At 32.2% G+C, this 20,062-nt stretch carries 23 protein-coding genes; 11 read left to right on the forward strand and 12 right to left on the reverse strand.

Features of this window, described 5'->3' with window-relative positions:
• Nucleotides 1-2: 2 nt before the first annotated feature.
• Nucleotides 3-1,022: a FecCD family ABC transporter permease gene (locus AC6EIY_RS03105; RefSeq protein ID WP_498507543.1), complete on the reverse strand. Its 1,020-nt coding sequence runs from the start codon at nucleotides 1,020-1,022 to the stop codon at nucleotides 3-5.
• Nucleotides 1,023-1,592: 570 nt separating this feature from the next.
• On the opposite strand from AC6EIY_RS03105, the gene AC6EIY_RS03110 reads away from it, so the two are divergent.
• The 7 genes from AC6EIY_RS03110 (at nucleotide 1,593) to AC6EIY_RS03140 (ending at nucleotide 9,151) form a co-directional block, all read left to right on the forward strand.
• On the forward strand, nucleotides 1,593-1,823 hold the full coding sequence (locus tag AC6EIY_RS03110) for a hypothetical protein (protein ID WP_498507544.1): 231 nt from the start codon (nucleotides 1,593-1,595) through the stop codon (nucleotides 1,821-1,823).
• 1,354 nt (nucleotides 1,824-3,177) lie between these two features.
• Nucleotides 3,178-3,672, forward strand: coding sequence for a DUF2231 domain-containing protein (locus tag AC6EIY_RS03115; protein ID WP_498507545.1), 495 nt, complete (start codon nucleotides 3,178-3,180; stop codon nucleotides 3,670-3,672).
• Complete coding sequence (locus AC6EIY_RS03120) at nucleotides 3,672-4,298, forward strand: DUF2231 domain-containing protein (protein WP_498507546.1); 627 nt, start codon at nucleotides 3,672-3,674, stop codon at nucleotides 4,296-4,298. The genes AC6EIY_RS03115 and AC6EIY_RS03120 overlap by 1 nt, the downstream gene beginning before the upstream one ends.
• Complete coding sequence (locus AC6EIY_RS03125) at nucleotides 4,298-5,236, forward strand: cytochrome c oxidase subunit II (protein ID WP_498507548.1); 939 nt, start codon at nucleotides 4,298-4,300, stop codon at nucleotides 5,234-5,236. Before AC6EIY_RS03120 ends, AC6EIY_RS03125 begins: the two co-directional genes overlap by 1 nt.
• 9 nt (nucleotides 5,237-5,245) lie before the next feature.
• Nucleotides 5,246-6,937, forward strand: a complete 1,692-nt coding sequence (locus AC6EIY_RS03130) for a cytochrome c oxidase subunit I (protein WP_498507549.1) — start codon at nucleotides 5,246-5,248, stop codon at nucleotides 6,935-6,937.
• Nucleotides 6,938-7,531, forward strand: coding sequence for a cytochrome c oxidase subunit 3 (locus tag AC6EIY_RS03135; RefSeq protein ID WP_498507550.1), 594 nt, complete (start codon nucleotides 6,938-6,940; stop codon nucleotides 7,529-7,531).
• 42 nt (nucleotides 7,532-7,573) lie between these two features.
• The gene (locus tag AC6EIY_RS03140; RefSeq protein WP_498507552.1) at nucleotides 7,574-9,151 is read left to right on the forward strand and encodes a GMC oxidoreductase; all 1,578 of its coding nucleotides are present in this window, start codon (nucleotides 7,574-7,576) and stop codon (nucleotides 9,149-9,151) included.
• A 222-nt stretch (nucleotides 9,152-9,373) separates the two neighbouring features.
• On the opposite strand, the gene AC6EIY_RS03145 is transcribed toward AC6EIY_RS03140, so the two are convergent.
• The 6 genes from AC6EIY_RS03145 to AC6EIY_RS03170 form a co-directional block, all read right to left on the reverse strand.
• Nucleotides 9,374-9,577 carry a hypothetical protein gene (locus AC6EIY_RS03145; protein WP_498507553.1) on the reverse strand — a complete coding sequence of 68 codons (204 nt, stop codon included), beginning with the start codon at nucleotides 9,575-9,577 and terminating at the stop codon, nucleotides 9,374-9,376.
• Nucleotides 9,578-10,046: 469 nt separating this feature from the next.
• Nucleotides 10,047-10,223, reverse strand: coding sequence for a hypothetical protein (locus AC6EIY_RS03150; RefSeq protein ID WP_498507555.1), 177 nt, complete (start codon nucleotides 10,221-10,223; stop codon nucleotides 10,047-10,049).
• 134 nt (nucleotides 10,224-10,357) lie between these two features.
• Nucleotides 10,358-10,546 (reverse strand): hypothetical protein, encoded by a 189-nt coding sequence (locus tag AC6EIY_RS03155; protein ID WP_498507556.1) that lies wholly within the window; start codon nucleotides 10,544-10,546, stop codon nucleotides 10,358-10,360.
• A 146-nt stretch (nucleotides 10,547-10,692) separates the two neighbouring features.
• Complete coding sequence (locus AC6EIY_RS03160; RefSeq protein WP_498507557.1) at nucleotides 10,693-11,394, reverse strand: esterase/lipase family protein; 702 nt, start codon at nucleotides 11,392-11,394, stop codon at nucleotides 10,693-10,695.
• 597 nt (nucleotides 11,395-11,991) lie between these two features.
• Nucleotides 11,992-12,369: a DUF2834 domain-containing protein gene (locus AC6EIY_RS03165; RefSeq protein WP_498507558.1), complete on the reverse strand. Its 378-nt coding sequence runs from the start codon at nucleotides 12,367-12,369 to the stop codon at nucleotides 11,992-11,994.
• A gap of 178 nt (nucleotides 12,370-12,547) precedes the next feature.
• A complete protein-coding gene (locus AC6EIY_RS03170) occupies nucleotides 12,548-12,862 on the reverse strand; it encodes a hypothetical protein (RefSeq protein WP_498507559.1) in 315 nt (104 codons plus the stop codon).
• 252 nt (nucleotides 12,863-13,114) lie between these two features.
• On the opposite strand from AC6EIY_RS03170, the gene AC6EIY_RS03175 reads away from it, so the two are divergent.
• From AC6EIY_RS03175 to AC6EIY_RS03185, 3 genes are all read left to right on the forward strand, one after another.
• Nucleotides 13,115-13,330, forward strand: coding sequence for a hypothetical protein (locus AC6EIY_RS03175; RefSeq protein WP_498507560.1), 216 nt, complete (start codon nucleotides 13,115-13,117; stop codon nucleotides 13,328-13,330).
• A 27-nt stretch (nucleotides 13,331-13,357) separates the two neighbouring features.
• The gene (locus AC6EIY_RS03180) at nucleotides 13,358-13,624 is read left to right on the forward strand and encodes a Nif11-like leader peptide family natural product precursor (RefSeq protein WP_498507561.1); all 267 of its coding nucleotides are present in this window, start codon (nucleotides 13,358-13,360) and stop codon (nucleotides 13,622-13,624) included.
• 342 nt (nucleotides 13,625-13,966) lie between these two features.
• A complete protein-coding gene (locus tag AC6EIY_RS03185) occupies nucleotides 13,967-14,176 on the forward strand; it encodes a hypothetical protein (RefSeq protein ID WP_498507563.1) in 210 nt (69 codons plus the stop codon).
• A gap of 813 nt (nucleotides 14,177-14,989) precedes the next feature.
• Here the strand turns inward: AC6EIY_RS03185 and AC6EIY_RS03190 are convergent.
• Entirely contained in the window at nucleotides 14,990-15,193 is a 204-nt protein-coding gene (locus tag AC6EIY_RS03190; protein WP_498507564.1) for a hypothetical protein, read from the reverse strand.
• Nucleotides 15,194-15,661: 468 nt separating this feature from the next.
• On the reverse strand, nucleotides 15,662-15,958 hold the full coding sequence (locus AC6EIY_RS03195) for a hypothetical protein (protein WP_498507565.1): 297 nt from the start codon (nucleotides 15,956-15,958) through the stop codon (nucleotides 15,662-15,664).
• Between the two features lie 540 nt (nucleotides 15,959-16,498).
• On the opposite strand from AC6EIY_RS03195, the gene AC6EIY_RS03200 reads away from it, so the two are divergent.
• Nucleotides 16,499-17,515: an SDR family oxidoreductase gene (locus AC6EIY_RS03200; protein ID WP_498507566.1), complete on the forward strand. Its 1,017-nt coding sequence runs from the start codon at nucleotides 16,499-16,501 to the stop codon at nucleotides 17,513-17,515.
• 111 nt (nucleotides 17,516-17,626) lie between these two features.
• Here AC6EIY_RS03200 and thiD read toward each other — a convergent pair whose 3' ends face one another.
• From thiD to AC6EIY_RS03215, 3 genes are all read right to left on the reverse strand, one after another.
• A complete protein-coding gene (gene thiD, locus AC6EIY_RS03205; protein ID WP_498507567.1) occupies nucleotides 17,627-18,409 on the reverse strand; it encodes a bifunctional hydroxymethylpyrimidine kinase/phosphomethylpyrimidine kinase in 783 nt (260 codons plus the stop codon).
• Between the two features lie 32 nt (nucleotides 18,410-18,441).
• On the reverse strand, nucleotides 18,442-19,068 hold the full coding sequence (locus AC6EIY_RS03210; RefSeq protein ID WP_498507568.1) for a TenA family protein: 627 nt from the start codon (nucleotides 19,066-19,068) through the stop codon (nucleotides 18,442-18,444).
• A 424-nt stretch (nucleotides 19,069-19,492) separates the two neighbouring features.
• Nucleotides 19,493-19,642 carry a hypothetical protein gene (locus AC6EIY_RS03215; protein WP_498507569.1) on the reverse strand — a complete coding sequence of 50 codons (150 nt, stop codon included), beginning with the start codon at nucleotides 19,640-19,642 and terminating at the stop codon, nucleotides 19,493-19,495.
• Nucleotides 19,643-20,062 lie beyond the last annotated feature (420 nt).

A 20,062-nucleotide genomic window follows, 5' to 3' on the forward strand; every position in this document is an offset into this window, starting at 1 on the left:
GTCTATCTCAAACTAGATAAAGCTTTTTGTCTTTTATACAATAAGACTATAAAAATCGGAGCACCTAATAATGATGTAATGATTCCCACAGGCAATTCAATAGTCCCTGATCTTGCAATTAAATCAGCTGCGCTGAGTGTTAAAGCACCTAACAATGCAGAGAATGGAAGAACAACTCTATAGTCTGTTCCAAATAAAAATCTTACGGCATGGGGAACAATCAGACCTACAAAACCTATCAAACCACCAACACTAACTGAACTTGCAGCTAAAAGAGTTGCCGATGCACCAATCAAACATCTTGAACGAAATAAAGAATTCCCCAACCCTACTGACAATTCATCTCCCAAGCCTAGTAAATTCAATGGCCTAGAGAGTAACAAACCCACAACTAAAGCAAAGGCGATTGGTGGAGCAGCCAACTTGATTTCAGCCCAACCTCTTGAATTAAGACTACCTATCAACCAAGTTAAAGCAGCTTGAACTCTTCCATCTTCAGTTTGTAGAAGTAGCATTGACTGTATAGACCCAAAAAGGCTACTTAGAGCAACCCCTCCAAGAATCAATCTTTCAACTGATATAGAAGTACCTGATTTTGCTAAAAAATAGACAATCAAAGTAGTAAAAATAGCTCCAATCCAAGCAGCAATTGGGATCCAAGATAACCATAAACCCATGCTAATTAACAAAACAATTACTAAACCTGAACCTGCAGAAATTCCAAGCAAATACGGACTTGCCAAGCCATTTCTAAGCATTCCCTGCAAGAGAGCACCCGACATTCCTAATGCAGAGCCAACTAGTAATGAGGCAATTAATCTAGGTAGTCGAAGTTCCCAAAAAATGATCTGGTTAGTTATGTCGCCTTGTCGTAAAAAAGCCTTGAATATTTCTTCACTACTAAGCTCAACGGAACCTCTACTTAAGGACAAAACTATGATTAAACCAATAAATACTAAAAGAACTGTGGCGTTGAACCAATTCTTTTCTTTTAATAAATTTAGAAACTTTTTATAAAACACCTGAATAAAAATATTACAACTTTACGATAGGCATTTAGATGCTTATGCAATGTACAAATATTACAAATTTAATAAATATAGATTGAAGGACATGATTGAACTAAAATTATGATAAAAATTCAAAGGTAATTATTTTTGAGTATATTGTTAGCCAATAAGAATCTTAAATTAGTACTTTAAAAATAAAATTATATTATTTACTATTAGAAAAGCAGCTCTGATGAACACTAACTTTTGTATTATCAAAAGGATCATCTGTTAGAACTGCCATAAAAATTCTTTTTGGAGTCTTCAATTGCTCATGCTCATGACAACACTTCTAGCATTTAAAATATCTATCTTGTGTTGATTTCACTTTATAAATAACTTCCACGTAAATTAATCCTTAATGGAATAATACATAAGTTTATAAAATATAGATTCAAATTAATTAATCATAGGGTAAAATATGATAGACATGAGCTTATTAAATAAAACAATTAGCCGACAAATATTATCGATACAGCTATTAATTTCAAGGATTAAAAAGGTTTATGACCTAAAATAAATCAAACAAAATAAAATAATTCAATGAATCCACAAATTTTATTTAATTTTTCTCTAACTCTTGTAACTGCAGGTTTGATTTTATTATTTAAGGGTCTTTTTATATTAGGTTTTGGGAGTTTAATAATTGCGATTGGGACTGCAATAATTTGGCTTATGTCTGGTTTCTTTGGAAAGTTTGAATATAATCCTATGGATTCCAATCCAACAGAGGAAAAAGATGAGGAAGGAAAAGGAGTCTTAAAACCGTTCTAAATCAGTTTTACAAATCAAATTATTAGTGATTTGTAAAATAATGTACAATCAGAGAAATCAATACCCCAGTCCATATACCTTTAAAGAAAATTCTATACTCCCCAGTGTTTACAGAGTTACTGGTTGTTTGTGGATTTATTAATTCATCCATGTCATTATTTTTATTTCTAATATAATTGATATCAAAGTGTTTTTCTCGAACAATTTATACTCTAGAAGTTGCAGTTTATACAAATTAAACAAAAAAGCTAATTCTTTTTTTCTACATATTTATCTTGCATAGCGTTGATGTACAAAATAACTCGAAATAACGGGGGAAGATATAGCTAGAAATTTATTTGATTTTGGTATTGAGTCAACCCTCTCTATTTTTTTATCATCTAAATCAATATCATAATTTTATAATTTATTATTTTGATTAAACTTAAAATACACCTAACAAATAAATAAAATTTCTACGTCATAGTTGAAAGAATATTTTGGACTATATTTTTTTATATAATTACAGTCAATAAATAATACATTAGGGTTTCTCTCATGTGAATTTCTATTTTTCACCTTGAATAAAATAGAACAAATTAACTTTTAATATATTTTTCTATAAAAAGATTAATATTAATAAATTATTTTGGCGATTTTTTTTATGATTTTATCGTCAAATACTTTTTATTATAAATAGCTGAAATAGTTTGTTCCTTAATCATTGTAAGAAATTTTGCATTTTCACAACTAAATTGACTGCATTCGAAGCCCTTTAATAGGTTTTTATCAATATCTTTAAAATCATTCTCGCTTTTTACCCTTGAGAAGATCTTGTATGCTTTCATCAATTCTAAAAATCAAAGAATAATATTGTCATCATCAAGTAAATATCTAATAGAGTGAAATCACCTAATTCAAAATCAAAACATGCTTTATGTATTAAATTTACTCCTCAAATGAATCTTTTTTTATGGGTTTATCTGAGTTTTTTTATAATATTTTAATAGGTGGTTATTTAATTGATGTATTTAGCTGAAACTTTGGGATTACAATTTCTTGCTCCGCAGAGTGTATTAGGAATCCTTATCTTAGTAACAGGGTTCATTTTCTCAATGATGATGTTCTATGTAGGATATATCTCAATTCGAGAGATGTATTCAAGCAAATCACTTTCGACAACAGATAAAAAAATTAAGGAGCAAAAAGAAAAGATAGCTAGGCTTTACCCGCAATCATAAAATTAACTTATAGAAAGTCTCTATCAGAAAATTTAATGTCATATTTTCTCGACGAAACCAACCTTATAAAAAGCAAACCATTAACATTTTTATTGAATTAACATGCTATGTATTTACTGCTTGATTCAGTAGTAATGAGTCTGCTGCCAGCACTAAATGAAAAGAACCTACCTTGGATCGATGTAATACATCCAATAATTGTTCACTTTGTTATTGCAATGACTTTAATAGCAGTTGTTTTTGATATTATTGGCATTCTTTCGAAAAGATCTAATCTTTTTGAGGTTAGTTTTCTTAATTTAATAGTTGCGACGATAGCAATTTTTATTGCTATAATCTTTGGTCAAATTGAAGCTGGATTAGCAAATCCTTATGGATCTTCAAAAGATATTCTGAACTATCACAGTACGATTGGTTGGTCATTAGCAGCTATTCTCTCAATAATAACTGGCTGGCGTTATGTCTCACGGCAAAATAACCCTAATAATCTATCAATAGGTTTTTTATTTGTAGACATAATGCTATGTTTTATTGTATGTATTCAAGTTTATCTAGGTGATAAACTTGTTTGGATTTATGGATTACATACTGTTCCAGTAGTTAATGCCATAAGAGATGGAATAATATAATGATTATTAATAATATTTTAATTAAAATTACATCCCCAATCACAGAGATACAGAGTTCATTAGGTCCTAATGACCTCCCCTATAAAATACCAATTCATCCCAACTTGGTTCACTTAACTATTGGATTATTTGCTATTGCTATAGCTTTTGATTTTGCAGGAGCATTTTATCCTTTTGAGAAGAGAATACTTAGATTTCTAGCTTTTCCGGTGACTAGAGTGGGTTTTCATGATGTTGGTTGGTATAACATACTTGCAGCTTCCTTTATTACATTTTTTACAGTTGCTACAGGCTTCTTTGAAATGCTTTTAGCTGTGCCAATAGGCGGGATAAAAAGTATTATTGGACAAGGAGCTATTACCACTATGCTTTGGCATGGGGTAGGAGGTGTTTTAATATTATTTATTTTAATTACTATGACCGTTTGGAGAGGTTATCAGAGGTTTGTTTTTAGAAAAGATTTTGGAAGACAGGTCTCTTGGGCTTATTTATTTTCAGGTACTATCATTCTGTTAATTATGGGATTACATGGTAGTTTAGGAGCATGGTTGGCAAGTGATTTTGGTGTCCATATTACAGCGGATCAACTTTTAGTTAAAGGACTTGATCTTACAGATATTTTATAATGAATCCGTTAGTAAAAAAAATTTTTAATCAGAGGTTTATATCTATTGTTGGCATATCAATAGCAATATTTGTTGATTTGCTTATTAGTAAATTAATGGCAAATTGGTCATATTCTTGGCTTCCAGTGCAAGCATCAGCAGCAGCTCCATATGTAGATAATCTTTTTGCTTTTGAAACAGGAATTGGAACTTTTATTTTTCTTGGCTGCTCAGGTGTAATTGGTTGGGTATTAATATTTAATAGAGCTCCAAAATATGATGAAAGTTTTGGAGAGCCCATAGAGGGAAATACAAATTTAGAAATTGTTTGGACAGTAATTCCCCTTTTGCTTGTTATTGCAATTGCAATTTACTCAACTAATGTTAATAGCACCCTAAAGAATTTAGGATCAAAATCAAAATATGATCCACAAAAAAATTTAATTGAAAATTCTGAACTTGGAATAAAACTTAGTGATGCACCCATTGATGTAATAGCTAGACAGTGGAACTGGGAGTTTGTATATCCTGAAGGTTTTTCCAGCTCAGAGTTACATTTACCTATCAATAAAAAGATTAACTTTAGATTGATTTCTAAGGACGTACTACATGGTTTCTATATTCCTGCCTTTCGATTAAAACAGGATATTATTCCAGGCAGTGTAATCGAATATAGCCTCACACCAACAAGATCTGGTGTTTATCGTCTAAGAGATTCGATGTTCAGTGGAACATATTTTTCTGAAAATCAAACTAATGTAATTGTTGAATCAAAAGATTCTTACCAAAAATGGATAAATAAGACTGTAAAAAAAGTACCTGTTAGTGGTTTAAATCAAGCTGGTATTCTTTACAAAAAACGATTAGAAAAAGGTAATAGAGGCTGGGCAACTGTACCTCCAAAATCAGCACCTCTGGTTAATGAGCCTGGAGATTATCAGCAACAACATGAAGGATAGATTTGATTTATGACAATAACTAATTACGACGAACGTGTCTTAAAAGCCACCCATCCGGTACCTGGAGCTCCGAATAATTGGAGAAGATTTTTTGGATTTAATACAGATGCAAAGGTTATTGGAATCCAATACATAGTAACGGCTCTTTTCTTCTTGTTATTAGGTGGGTTACTTGGAATGTTAGTAAGAGGTGAATTGATCACACCACCATCAGATCTCTTTGATCCAAGTGTTTATAACGGTCTGTACACAATGCACGGAACAGTAATGCTTTTTCTGTTCTTGTTTCCAGTACTTAGTGGACTAACAAATCTATTGGTACCACCAATGATTGGTGCACCGGATATGGCATTTCCAAAATTAAATGCACTTGCATTTTGGCTAGTGCCAGTTTTTTCAATTGTATTACTTGCAAGCTTTTTTGTTCCAGGAGGCCCAGCATCCTCTGGGTGGTGGTCCTACCCACCAGTAAGCATTCAAAATCCGCTTGGTATTTTCTTCAATGGTGAGATGTTATGGATAACAGCAATTGGATTGTCGGGCGTTTCATCAATTATTGGTGCCCTTAATTTTGTGACAACGATTATAAGAATGAGAGCACCAGGTATGTCGTTTTTTCGAATGCCTATTTTTATTTGGACTGTATTGGCTGCACAAATACTTCAACTACTTGGGTTACCAGCACTTACAGGTGCAGCAATAATGCTCTTTTTTGATCTTAATTTTGGAACAAGCTTTTTTAATCCTGAAACAGGTGGGGATCCAGTTTTATTTCAACATTTTTTTTGGTTCTATTCTCATCCCGCTGTATATGTGATGGTTTTACCAGTATTTGGTATATTTTCCGAATTGTTCCCAGTTTATTCTCGTAAACCATTATTTGGCTATAAATTTGTAGCCGTAGCTTCCTTTGGCATAACGATATTATCTCTAGTCGTTTGGGTACATCATATGTTTTATACAGGTACACCAATGTGGATGAGAAATATTTTTATGTTTACAACAATGTTAATCGCTGTTCCTACTGGGGTTAAAGTTTTTGCATGGATAGCAACTCTTTGGGGTGGCAATTTAAGATTGAATACACCTATGTTGTTCTGCTTAGGGGGACTTTTTAATTTTATATTTGGAGGCATTACTGGTGTAATGCTTGCAACAGTCCCAATTGATATTCATGTTGGGAACACATATTTTGTTGTTGCTCATTTTCATTACATAATTTTCAATACAATTGCATTTGGAATATTTGCAGGAATATATCACTGGTTCCCAAAATTTACTGGTCGTATGTTTTATGAAGGGCTGGGCAAGGTTCACTTTGCTTTAACTTTTATTGGAGCAACACTTAATTGGTTGCCATTGCATTGGGCTGGCTTACTAGGTATGCCAAGAAGAGTTGCTTCTTATGATCCAGAGTTTGCTATTTGGAATGTTATTGCGAGTATCGGAGCCTTCATGCTTGGTGTCGCGTCTATTCCATTTATTTTAAATATGGTTAGTTCATGGTCTAGAGGTAAAAAAGCACCTCCCAATCCTTGGAATGCTATTGGACTTGAATGGTTATTACCATCACCACCTGCTCATGAGAACTTTGAAGAAGATATTCCAACTGTACTTAATGAACCTTACTGTTATGGGTTAAACAAACCTTTTGTTGTTGATGAGGCATTTTATGTTAAAAAAGCCCTAGATGAAACCTAAATGACTTCAACAGAATCGGAATCACTACTTCACACACCTGGTCATGTTAAACATGATGGACATAATTTAACAGGTTTTATTATTTTTTTGTGCTCAGAAAGTATTATTTTCTTTGCTTTTTTTGTTGGCTATGGTGTCTTAAAAATTTCAGCACCGACTTGGTATCCTGACGGCGTAACTGGTATTGCAGTAAGAGAACCGTTAATCAACACAGCCGTTTTAGTTAGCTCAAGTTTCGTTATATATTTTGCTGAAAGATACTTACATAAAAAGAATTATTGGGGATTTAGGATCGTTTGGTTAATTACAATGTTAATGGGATCATATTTTGTCTATGGTCAATATGTTGAATGGTCTGAATTGACATTTAGCCTTAGCAGTGGTGTATTTGGTAGTTTATTTTATTTACTAACTGGTTTCCATGGTTTACATGTTATTACAGGAATATTACTAATGGGTTTAATGTTATTTCGTTCATTTATTCCTGGAAATTATGAAAAAGGTGAAATGGGAGTCGAATCAATAAGTCTATTTTGGCACTTCGTGGATGTAATTTGGATTATATTATTTATATTAATTTATGTGTGGCAATAATTCTCATTTAACTATGCAGGTTCAAAAGAAATATCGAAAATAATGTTTATAGATGATCATCATTATGATTGTATAATTGTTGGGAGTGGGGCGGGAGGCTCTACTCTTGCAAGTGAGTTAAGTAGACAAGGTAAATGGGTACTGCTACTTGAACGTGGAGGTCAATTACCTCTTGAAGATCAAAATATAAAAGGTACTGATTTATTTAAAAAAACAAAATATCACCCTTTAGGAGAAAAGTGGTTTGGTCCAGATGGAGATCCTTTCGCTCCTCAAACTGCCTATTCACTTGGAGGTAATACAAAGATTTGGGGTGCGGTATTACAACGAATGAGGGAAAAAGATTTTCTTTCATCGCCTCTACAAGAGGGAATATCTCCATCTTGGCCCTTTAGTTATGAAGACCTTGAACCATACTACGAATATGCCGAAAAATTATTTAATGTTCATGGTAAAGAAGGTATAGACCCAACAGATCCCCCACGTAAAAGAAAATACAATAATGCTCCAAGAAAATTAGAAAATTTTTTAGAGTTAATTAGAGAGTCACTTATTAGGAATGGATGCCACCCATATGACTTGCCAATAAGCTGGCCTGACTCATTAAAAGAAGACAATGATAATTATGAAAATTGTTCTTTTTTCCCTAGAGGAGACGCTCAATTATTTGGTTTATATGCTTCAGATAAGAGCAGACTAGAAGTAAAAACTAATGCCAATGTCTTAAAATTGCATGTCAATCCAAGTGGTAAAGCAATTAAAGGTGTAGAGGTAAAATTAGAAGAAGATATATGGTTGTTCTCATCAGATATTGTTGTCTTAGCTGCTGGTGCTATTAATACACCCGTAATAATGTTGAACTCTAGGACAGTAAAACATCCTTATGGATTAAGTAATAGCTCAGGTCAAGTAGGTCGAAATTTGATGAATCTTCAACTAACTTGTATTTTGCAAAGAGCTAGTGAGCCAAATAATGGTCTTTTCAATAGATCATTTGGTATTAATGACTACTACTGGGGAGACAAAAATGTAAATTTCCCTCTTGGGCATATTCAATCTGGTGGCGGAGTCTTGAAAGATGCATTGTTTGCCGAATCTCCACCAGTACTATCATTGATTACAAAATTAATACCAGATTTTGGTCTTAAACGACTAGCTTCTAGGTCTATTACTTGGTGGGCAATGACGGAGGTATTACCAGACCCTGAAAATAGAGTATGGGTTGACGATAATAAAATCAGAATTAACTATTTACATAATAATCTTGAAGCACATGATCGACTTGTTTATAGATGGTTAGATACTTTAAATAAGGTCGAGCGGGACATAAAAACAACTGAAGTAACAAGAACCCCTACACACCCAAGAGGAGCAGCCCCTCTAAGTGTAGTTGGATACGCATGTGGTACTTGTCGAATGGGAACATCACCCAAATCCTCCGTTGTAGATCAAAATGGCAAATGCCATGATCTGGAAAATTTATATATTGTTGATTCAAGTATTTTTCCAAGCTGTCCAAGTGTTGGACATGGCCTGACGATTATTGCTTTAGCACTACGTATGGCAGATAAATTAACGACAGGTATCAATCCCCAGATCACATGCTTGGGTGGTTCGTGATTTCCTCTAAATCAATAAGAAGGAACTGAATGTACAAAATTTTGTTCTCATGGTTAAATTCTACTACTATAGTTGTATCTTATAAGTTAATTAAATTCGAATAATAGGATATAGTCCACAAAATTTTTTTAATCATGTGGGAATCAATTATTTATCTACTAATTGGAAAAAATGAAAAATCAAATACACAGTCAAATTATATTTATCACATTAAAGATTAATTTATTTCTCTAGATTTTCTTGTTCAATTTCCCTTAATTTTTGGTTTATATCATTCAATCTATTTTCAGCCATAGCAATATATTCTTCTGCACCGTACCTACCTTCAAAAGTTTTAGTATCTCCTTTAAGAAAATCTTTGTACATGTTTATATCACTCTCCCATTGATTTCTGGCATCTATTAAAGATTGATATTGATTACTCATTTTAATATTCTTAGGTTATTTTGATCAATGCTAGAAAAAACAAAATATGAAATAAAAGAAATTATATTTGCACTCAAGCGACCCATAGGGTTTGAGAGTGATAAGGATCTTTCAAAATTCCTAATGAGATCTAACCTTGACTGCCTAATACTCTTTTCGCCTCTACTATTTAATATATTCTCAATTATTTCATGAATTTGCTGGTGCATGGGGTGTGAGTTGTTAATACTCCAATATTGATCTAAGGCATGAAGCTTACTATTACTAAAACATTCCGCTCGATTCTTAAAGAATATAGAATCAGCCAATGACAAAAACATATGTGTTCTTAGACTTCTGTTATTAATTTTCAATTTTCGCTCCTGTAGCCTAAAAAAGTCTAGAAGAAATGAAACAAAATATTGTTTCATTTTTACCTTACAGTATCTCAATTATCTAACTCAAGTGAATCAAAGCAATTGCTTTTAAATCAATTAATTTGATTATTTACAACCCAAATATCTTCCTCCTTAGCCACACCATGAATCCATTCTTTAAACTCTTGAGAAATTGCAATTTGGTCATCTCTCTCAAGAGATAATGATCTGTTCAAAACTTCTGTCAGAGAGCGAGTAATTAAATCTTCAATATTCTTTCTATTTCTCATTCTAGAAAAGTGCATCTACTAACAACTTATTAAAATAACAAGATAAGAACAAAAAACAAACATATTCTCTTCATTATTAAAGTAAGATTTTAAAGATAATTTGTATCTATTATTTCAACTATATATAGTAGATTCTAAATTTTTGCTATCAATCCAGTAAGAATATCTTTCACATCACTCTGAATGATCTCTTTTGTTAAATAAATCAAAGAGCTCGTTTTAAAAACTATTAGTGGTATTGCAATAATCAGAATTAATCCTAACGAAATTATCATAGAAGAAGAAATTCGAATTAACCATTTAGTAATTGGATCTAATTCCATATCAAGAAACCAAATTTCTACTATAGTTTTTTTTTTATCTCATTGTTTGATTAATTGCTACATATTAAGTGTATTTATGTTCTTCATTTATATCTATTTAAGAAATATTCAGATACGTAAAAAAAATTGTTTAAATTACCCCCATCTCATTCCAATGATTTATTCACCCATTCTTCAACTTTATTTTTAGAGCCATACCAATCTTTACCAAAAGCTTTTCCATGTGCTGTTTCTTTTATCACTACTTGTTTTGAGCCAATTAGCAATGCAGAATCTCTAGGAACTAGTCCATCTCCAATAACGTCTCCATTCCCATTCAATGCTCTATAAGACGACCTGCTCAACCTCAGTGAGGTTTTTGTCGCGATAGGTCCGTTCAAGTCTAATTCACCAGCAACAGATATATAACTAACATCTGTGCTATAGAAACTACCTGGCAAATTAGAGCTTACAAAATTACGAAGATGAGTAGCTCTTTTAGCTTGGTTAGGACTTCCAAGGGTAATTAGACAGTTAGCGTAATCCTTCCCATTGTATATCTTTCCACTAAATAAAAGATCTGATAAATATAATCTTAGGATCATTCCACCAGAGCTATGACCGATTAAAGTCACTTTGTTTTTTGGTGATTCTTCCGATAATTCTTTCACAATTTTATCAACTTTATCAAGAATAATCTTCCAACCAAATGACCAATTAGTGCTAAGCCACTCAACTTTATTTACTGGAACTATTACTACCTTGTTATTTGATCGACTTTTAATATATTGTGTCATTTCATCATAAGAATTACCTTCAATCAAGAAACCACCAAGGATAACAATTGGCTGTTCAATATATTTATTCATGATTTAGTAGAAAACCTAAAAAGAATTAACTTAGAAAATATTTTAATCATTAACTTATTGATATTTTTAAAGTACATAATTTTTAGTCTTCTAACTAATTTACATGAATTCTTAGATCATTCCCGCCAGTAATATCGATTACATGTCGACGTATTCAATGTCTTCACAAAATAATCTCTCGTGAAAGCATCTAAAGTAAAAAGATAGCAAAGTAAATAAAAATGATGCAATCCAATTATTTAATGGTGTTGAAGAAAGAGTTATACCAGAAAAATCCCCTACAAAAACCAAAGATGTAGAAGTAGGTCAGGCTATATTCAGATCTAATAATCCTGACTCATTATTGTCAGATAATTTCAAGTAAATCAGGGATGTATTTAATACTAAGAAGAGAGAATAACTTCTAGAGTACTAATTGTTGCTGTTTCAAAAAAACATGTTCAATCTACTTCTATAGAGTCTGTTTACTCTTGATGATCACAAAGAGATTTTTTACAGATTCATGCGTTTCGCAAATCAAAATGCCAAACCCTGTCTTATAAAGCGAATAATGACCGATAATTAAAACCAAATATTATAATCTTAATCTTCAGTTTTCTAATCACCATTGATTGTTCTTTCTCTCATAAACATAAAAACACCAAATGAGAAAGCTAATGAAATCAGAAAAGTAAGAGGGAAGTAAATACCCCACAATTTTATTTGCAATCTTTTCCCCTCAGCAGCATAGAAAGCAAATATTGCAATTAATAAAACTGCTGTATCAGCAGAAACGAAACCAGATGTTGGTGTTGCCCAAGCTCCATCAATGAAAGTATTAGCTATTTCGATAACTGAACTTCCAACAGAACCACTTTGTACTTGACTGACAAATTTTGCTATAAAGTAAAAAGGCCAAATCAATCCGGCTATTGCCGTTACGCCATAAATAGAAAGACGAATGTTAGACCACATTAGGTTTAAAATAAAAATCATTTATAGCTAAAAAGGATGATCTCTTGATGTATAAAAAATCAATAAAATACATAAATCACTGTTTTCTTAAAGTTATCGAAAAATATAGAAGGTAAAAGTTAAGTTGAAAACCAATTAATCTTGTTATTAATATCAGCCATTAGGTAGTTAGGAGCTGAAATAACTAGAAAATTATTGATCAGCCAAGGTTATTATGAAAATGATCAGTATATTTAGTGATTATTTCCCCACCTTTATTGGAGTGGATTAAATCCAAGCAAGTCGCAACTACTAAGTACCAATTAGCCCCTTCTTCCAAGTCAATCTCGCGACAAATCCATGCTGGGGCAGAAACTATCCCACTTACAACACCTCTCATATCATCACTTAAATTTTGATAATGTTGTTCTTTTAGGATCTCAATCTTTTCTTCTGAAAGGGTTCTGCTTGGATAGCAATAAATCCACTCTTCAATAATTTGCTCAATAATTTTTATCTTTGACAGTTGAAACACAATGAGGAACTGGACAAATCAAAATAAAATACTAACGAAGCATGTGTAAAAGAGGTAGCCAATAACGTACACAACCTGGTATTAATTTGCACTAAAGTTAGTTTTTTTAACTGCAAAATTGTTTTAGGACTTACTTCATAAATTTGAGAAATCTTTTCGAAATCCACTCATTACTCTGGTTTGTATAAATAATCAGCCATTTAAGCCAATTACTCTTTATGCTCTTACGAACAAAAAATTGTCTTTTACAGCGTGACTGAAATCAACTCTGAAGAAGTAACTCATTCAGAAAAATCCTTAGAGTTTAAAGCGACAAAAACACAAGAAGGTTTTTTATCCAGAATGTTTTCTCTTATGAATAAGAACCCAAACTACAAGATGTTGGGAGCACTTGGAATGATGCTAGTGAATTTTTCTGTCTGTGTGACAATCGCCAATTGGTTAAAACATTCAACTCTTGTCTCCTAAGGGTAAAGGCTTCGTCATAATGAGCGTATGACTATATCTCAACTAAAGGCTTTTCTTTCAGAGCTTCAAAGAAATAAAGAGTTACTCAATGCCCTAAGATTTGCTGCTACCGCAAATGAAATTGCAGAAATAGCGTCAGAATTTGGTTATCAATTTTCTGGCGATGAATTAAAAGCAGCATCAAAAGTTAATATTGCTGGTGTAAAAATCAAAAAACAAGATACATCTCCATCCTATAGCTTCGGTGAAAGTGGAATAGATCCAAATGAGACAAATTATAAAAATACTAACTAATGGGTTTTGCAATAACCATACTATTAAAAAACTTTGCGATCCAAAACACTAAATCGAGCGACGTAAGTTTTAGAGAATATCGTTTCTTATTATTATTTTAATGTATTAATACGTAGGCATCATCAATTATCGCAGGAAATAGTGGGTGAAATCTTTTCTTTAGTTCGCTAAGTTAGTAAAAAGATGTCTATCTCCATACTTCATAACTCAAAGAGTTGAGATATTGAACCTCTTTTCTTCGAAAACATCCTCGCACTATCTTTAGTGAACTCTCCATAAAAAGAGAGTTTTCTTTTTGTCTTATATTATTCTTAAATAAATGAATGAAATAAATGATTTAACATGTTTTTTTTAAATTCTGCTGATGCATGGAATGGGAATATTCAAAACGAGATGGATGCCAGATATCAAGAAAAGTCAATGCTGACGGATCTTTTTACTGAGCACAAGTTTTTGGGATGGGCTGGACTTCTTTTAATCTTCGTGGCGATTTGCGCAATCTTTTATTTCCAATTTCAAGCATGGGAACAAGAAAATCAAGACCAAAAATAAAATGACTATTTATCCATAGGCCACATGCGCTTAGCAGTTGTACTTCCGCTATATATTCCAATAATCAGTATATTAGCTACGATACCTGCTGATTTTAGTTCTCTTGGTATCCAACTCCCAGATAAACGGCTTTAGAGGAAATAGACTAAATGTTGATAATGGCGCATGGCGCAAAATGTAGGCAAAGAGAAAACACATCGTTCGTCATATCCCACCTCAACAAAGTAAGGTTTATGCTGCGTTTAACTTGGTAAGTGAATGAGCCCCTCTCCATTAAGGAAGAGGAATAAGAAAAAAAACTTAAACAACATCAATATTTGACTTATTAAGCAGCAACTTTTTCTTTCTTTTTCTCGGCAGGAGCAAGAGCTTTGATCTCTTCTTGTAGCTCATGCTCTCTATCATCAAGAACCTTTGATCGAGCTTGATAACTCTCTTCCAACCTCTTACGAGAGGTTTCAATTTTGTCTAGCTCTTCTTGATGTTGCTTACGCTTGATTTCTTCTAGCTGACTATCAGAGAAAACATAAAATGTTCTAATAGGAGAGAAGAACTAGCGAACAAGGCGTCAAATAAAGAGGAGTACATTACATTTATTTCAAAGGACATATTTACTTTGACTCGACTACTTGGAATTTAAAATGTTGCAAACCGAAGAATTTGATACGGCCTCTACAACCAAGATCAGTTGCTACCACTAAATAGTTGGATATACCGATAGATTACCAGAATAAAAAAATAATTAAGCTTAAGATGTAGGGAATTCTTTTCTAAAGTTTCTTCCTTAAATAACCAGAAAAATAATTATAGAATTCAATTTAAATACCCCAAATCGATTAATACCGATGTCAATACTTTAAATTGGCGCTTCTCTTTTAATCCTTCAAAAGGGGCAGGTGTACATATTTCATTTCCTGCAGGAGTTATTTGTGATCTTTCAATACCCCAATCTCTTCGACGCAAACTTACTTTAGTTCCTTTTAGTAAAGGAATGGAAACCATCCTTGCTCTTTGCATCAAAAAAATAAACCTGTTTTATTATTTCTAGCACATAAGAAGAATATATCAATTATCAAAAGCTACAGTCAATTACAACGTTTCTTAATCTTCCATTTCTCACTAATTAAACAATTGCCTCATCCCAAAAATAACCTTTATAAAATCCCTATTCATTCATTTTATTTCATAAATATTTAAACCCCCATTATTCGAGATCAATAAATATCTCTTGGAAGCACTTCTTATTATCCAATTAATACCATAAAAAAGTCTTTGACTAAATCCATCTATTTAACTCTGCTAGCAGTCTTTTCCATACTTAAATAAGTTGAAAGCTTGTCTATGAGTGAGTAATAATTTGATGTCAAAGTTTACATGCATAATAATCAACTAAAGAGGAGATGAGACTGTTGCTGAAAATGAAAATATAAACTTTTTTTGAATTGGTAATAACAAATCCTTATGTTAATTATAAACTGAAAAATGTTATTCATAACTTTGTTTATCATCCTGTCTAAGAACTGATTCTTCATTAACTTCAGGAATCACTTCAGGGCCTGCAAGCACCGTCCATAAAAACAAAATAGATACAGGGCAGAAGGCCAGTTGAACTAGAGGAGCAAAATATTTGAGCGAGTTGAGTTTCTTTTTCATACTAAGTTGCCCCCCGCATTGCGCTTGGCATATAGATAGGTTATGCCGCATACGATAGATCTTACATAACTTTGATGATGCACTTCTGTGGTTTAACTCATGGCAGAGGTAGATGATAGTCAATGGCATATCAGCTACGTGAGAAGCCTTTGCATAACGATGCTTAAGGGTATAAGTTACAACACCTTACTTATCATTTTTGCAAGCAAAAAAGAAAGATCCCTACATTTTTGTAGTTACGTCTTAGATCGTCGTTTAAAGTAACAAAAGGAATCATAACAACAGCCTCAGCCACTTATCAGTAAAGTTTATATGTCCATAATGATGTTCTTAAAAAGAGCATTTAGAAGTTGACATCTCCAGATTGAATCACAAAGAGATAAGACAATGTATTTTAAGCACTTCTAACACTGAAGAGACATAAAAGAAGAAATAAATATGGAGGTGTTATCATCACTCCTCATCATAAAAAAGGTGACAGTTAAACAAGCCTCGAAAATCAACATACCCAGCGGCGAAGAGAGCTTGTACTGACCAAGGTAGATGAAGCGAAAAATAATGCGAATGACGAATTTTCAGGATTAAAAATCAGCTCAAGAAAAGATGTAATGCCCCAAAGAACTTAAGTTGCAGGAATAAAAATCTGTATTTTTTTGATAACATTATCAAATGACTCTTAATAAAGGGAAAGTTCTAGTAACTGGTGCTTCAGGCTATATTGCTCTGCACTGCATCTTAGAATTATTAAATAATGGATATGAAGTAAAAGGATCTCTAAGAGATCGTATTCGTGAGGAGGAAGTAAGAAAATCCCTAGGGACAAAAATTAGCAATAACAATCTTGAATTTTGTGAGTTAAATTTACTCAATGATGAAGGCTGGGATGATGCAGCCTCCGATTGTGATTACCTTTTTCATATCGCTTCTCCGTGCATTGTCGAAGAGCCAAAGAATGAAAATGATTTAATTACTCCTGCATTAGAGGGGACATTAAGGGCATTAAAAGCTGCGTATACATCGAAAATTAAAAAGGTAGTGCTAACTTCTTCAATAGGTGCAATAGCTTACGGACATAACAAGAGCTACTGTAAACCTAATGATTGGACTGATACATCAAAGAATATAGGGGCTTATATAAAAAGCAAGACCATCGCAGAAAAAGCAGCCTGGGATTTTGTTGACAGCCATAGAGATGAGTCGTTTTCAATGACTACTATTCATCCTGGAATGGTTTTTGGGCCCTTACTTAGCAATGACATAGAGGGTACATCAGCAAGTTTAATTACAAAAATGATTACTGGTAAATTCCCTGCTTTGCCAGATATTTATTTTACTGTGGTGGATGTTAGAGATGTAGCGAAATTACATGTTCAAGCATTAACGAATCACCACAGTGATCATAAAAGAATAATTGCAACGTCTCAAAAAAGTATTCCATTTCTAGAAATTTCAGAAATATTAAGAGAACTTGGATTTAATAAATCTCCAAAGAGATTGGTCCCTACTAAATTAATAAACACTCTTGGAATTTTTAATAAAGATATGAGAAGCACTTCCACTATGATAAAAAAGGGTCGATATGGAGCAGATATATCCGAAACCATTTCAATTTTCGATTGGGAGCCAATCCCCTTAAAAAAAACATTAGAAGATATGACTGTTTCTCTAAAGACAATTTTAAATTAAATCTTTTTATATGAATTGTTTTATTAATTGATTAATGGATTTTAAATTTTTTGTCCTCAATATTATTTTGTAAGTTAACATAGGGAAATAAGTAAAATGCCAACCTATTTTTTACTGATAATGCCCAAGAGGTCCAGGACCAGAACCGATCTTGTAGGATTTTTCTAAAGATTTTTCAATAAAATATTTCGCCTTTTTAATTGACTCAATTAAGTTAAATCCTAAAGCAACATAACTACAAATAGCAGCACTTAGTGTACATCCACAACCATGTGTATTTGAGGTATTAATAAATTTATTGATTAACCAATCTCTATTGCCATCTTTATCAATATAAAAATCTTTACCTTTCAAGGAATTTAATCCTCCTCCTTTTATTAATACAGCTTTTGGACCAAGTTTTAAAATTTCTTGGGCTGATTTTTCTATATCTTCTTCATTATTAATTTGTACATCTGAAAGTAAATTTGCTTCATAAATATTTGGAGTTACTATTTCTGCTTCGGGAAAAAGGAACTTCTTATAAGCTTTAATTGCACTGTCTTCGATTAATTTCGAACCAGTCCTTGCAACCATCACCGGATCAATAATTTTAGGTATAGAGTATTCCTGTAGTTTTGTCCCAGTATTTTTAATTATTCTCTCGTTTAATAGCATTCCAGTTTTCAAAGATTTAATCTCGAAATCTGAGAACAAAGCATCAATCTGATTGATTAATATATGACTTTCAACAGCTTCTACACCAGTTACTCCTATACTATTTTGTGCTGTAATGCATGTAATGGCTGTGCAACCATGAACTTTAATAGACATAAAAGTCCTCAGATCTGCTTGAATTCCTGCACCACCACCAGAATCACTACCACCGATGGAAAGAACAATTTTAGAATACATAATTACTCCTTAAAAGATAAATCATTGATAATTTAAGAGAAAGAAGAATAGGCATTGAAAAATTCAAGTTCCAATTCCATAGCTTTTTTATATAGAAAATTAACTTGGTGAATATCAAAATCATCGTTATATTCATCTATTAGATATTCTAGTGATTTTGCAAGATAATCAAAACTTTTATCAGAGTAAGTTAAGATCCATTCTTTATAAGGATTACCAGAGGTCATATTTAATAAATTTTTTCCAAGCCAAGAATATAGCCGCATACATGGTGTCATTGCGCTCATTATTTCAATTAAACATAAGTTTAAGGAGACTTCTTCTAAAAAATCAGTATATTTTTTGGTGGCAGGTTCTATTCGATTAGTAGTCAAATCTATATCCCATTCCTTTGCATATGTTTCATGTAGAATCAACTCATCTGATACACCTGATAATAATACGCTCAAAGTTTTGATATTTTTTTTATTTCTTGACTTAGAAACTGCTAATCCATATGCGCGAGCAAAACTTTCTAAGAAAAAATAATCTTGAGCTAAATATTCTTGGAATTTCGTTTTAGGAAGATCTCCATTTTTTATACCCTGGACGAATTTAGTATTAAGGCTTAGTAATGCAAGATCATAATTGCTTTTCCATAATTTTTGTGTTAGAGACATTGATTTTATATTTTATATGTATACACATCATGCCTCATTTCCTGCTTATTAAACTAGACATCACATCTAGAAAAATAGACATGAGTCAGTCCTAATCGATCTGAAAGCAATCTGCTTCATAAGTCAACCTAGTCTCATTATTTTCATTGGTTCCCTCGATAAACTAAAATCAAATAATTTAACTCTTTCCTCCTGTTGGAAATTGTCGTTGGGACTCCTTAGAGAAACACAAGAAAACGATTATCAATAGTAACGATGTTCCTCCTCCTGCTAAGAAGAAAATTGGAGCATCATTGAACAACTCAACAGAAAAAATGCTAATTGCTGTTGATATTAAACCAACAATGACGAAGGTGATTCCTGAAAGGAATGCAAGTTGAGTTTATTCATTTTACCCGTGTACTACAAATAGATTATTTTTCTGCTAATTGAGTTGAAGTTGATATTCTGTTTTTTTTGTAGAAATATTACTTTCATCCTCTTTTAATTTGGTAATGACAAAATCATTTTTACCAAAAGCAAAAAATGCAATTCCTAATATAAAGAATGAGATAATGGCTATTAATGGAAGCATTTATTATTATAAATATCTTTTATTTATATATAAATTTTCTGTCTCATTGGTCCTTTAGATTTATAACTTTATATTGATGTAATTTATAATTATATTTTTATGCACTATATTTACATTTGTTGTATTCATAAATAAGCAAAGAAATATCGAATAATTACAATCTCATGCTCCCATAATTACTTATCTGATGATTGGTATGACATATATAGTAATCAGACAAAAAGGATTTATTCCCTATTAAGCACGAATAGCTCATTAAAAAGATTTACTATACTCATATAATTTAAACTATAGCCATCAGATTTAGTTTTATTTTTTAAAAGTGTCTTTTTTTACATTCCCCTTTATTCTTCCATCCTTTTCAAATTGTTTAACTATTATAAATTATAAGTAAATTATTAAATCGAAATCTACTCCTAT

This window comes from Prochlorococcus sp. MIT2304, assembly GCF_059772405.1.

Bases quoted from the DNA above. Each gene is read 5' to 3' on its own strand.
- AC6EIY_RS03110 (WP_498507544.1), top strand. From the start codon at position 1,593: ATGAATCCACAAATTTTATTTAATTTTTCTCTAACTCTTGTAACTGCA.
- AC6EIY_RS03115 (WP_498507545.1), top strand. From the start codon at position 3,178: ATGAGTCTGCTGCCAGCACTAAATGAAAAGAACCTACCTTGGATCGAT.
- AC6EIY_RS03120 (WP_498507546.1), top strand. From the start codon at position 3,672: ATGATTATTAATAATATTTTAATTAAAATTACATCCCCAATCACAGAG.
- AC6EIY_RS03125 (WP_498507548.1), top strand. From the start codon at position 4,298: ATGAATCCGTTAGTAAAAAAAATTTTTAATCAGAGGTTTATATCTATT.
- AC6EIY_RS03130 (WP_498507549.1), top strand. From the start codon at position 5,246: ATGACAATAACTAATTACGACGAACGTGTCTTAAAAGCCACCCATCCG.
- AC6EIY_RS03135 (WP_498507550.1), top strand. From the start codon at position 6,938: ATGACTTCAACAGAATCGGAATCACTACTTCACACACCTGGTCATGTT.
- AC6EIY_RS03140 (WP_498507552.1), top strand. From the start codon at position 7,574: ATGTTTATAGATGATCATCATTATGATTGTATAATTGTTGGGAGTGGG.
- AC6EIY_RS03145 (WP_498507553.1), bottom strand. From the start codon at position 9,577: ATGAGTAATCAATATCAATCTTTAATAGATGCCAGAAATCAATGGGAG.
- AC6EIY_RS03150 (WP_498507555.1), bottom strand. From the start codon at position 10,223: ATGAGAAATAGAAAGAATATTGAAGATTTAATTACTCGCTCTCTGACA.
- AC6EIY_RS03155 (WP_498507556.1), bottom strand. From the start codon at position 10,546: ATGGAATTAGATCCAATTACTAAATGGTTAATTCGAATTTCTTCTTCT.
- AC6EIY_RS03160 (WP_498507557.1), bottom strand. From the start codon at position 11,394: ATGAATAAATATATTGAACAGCCAATTGTTATCCTTGGTGGTTTCTTG.
- AC6EIY_RS03165 (WP_498507558.1), bottom strand. From the start codon at position 12,369: ATGATTTTTATTTTAAACCTAATGTGGTCTAACATTCGTCTTTCTATT.
- AC6EIY_RS03180 (WP_498507561.1), top strand. From the start codon at position 13,358: ATGACTATATCTCAACTAAAGGCTTTTCTTTCAGAGCTTCAAAGAAAT.
- AC6EIY_RS03185 (WP_498507563.1), top strand. From the start codon at position 13,967: ATGTTTTTTTTAAATTCTGCTGATGCATGGAATGGGAATATTCAAAAC.
- AC6EIY_RS03190 (WP_498507564.1), bottom strand. From the start codon at position 15,193: ATGCAAAGAGCAAGGATGGTTTCCATTCCTTTACTAAAAGGAACTAAA.
- AC6EIY_RS03195 (WP_498507565.1), bottom strand. From the start codon at position 15,958: ATGCCATTGACTATCATCTACCTCTGCCATGAGTTAAACCACAGAAGT.
- AC6EIY_RS03200 (WP_498507566.1), top strand. From the start codon at position 16,499: ATGACTCTTAATAAAGGGAAAGTTCTAGTAACTGGTGCTTCAGGCTAT.
- thiD (WP_498507567.1), bottom strand. From the start codon at position 18,409: ATGTATTCTAAAATTGTTCTTTCCATCGGTGGTAGTGATTCTGGTGGT.
- AC6EIY_RS03210 (WP_498507568.1), bottom strand. From the start codon at position 19,068: ATGTCTCTAACACAAAAATTATGGAAAAGCAATTATGATCTTGCATTA.
- AC6EIY_RS03215 (WP_498507569.1), bottom strand. From the start codon at position 19,642: ATGCTTCCATTAATAGCCATTATCTCATTCTTTATATTAGGAATTGCA.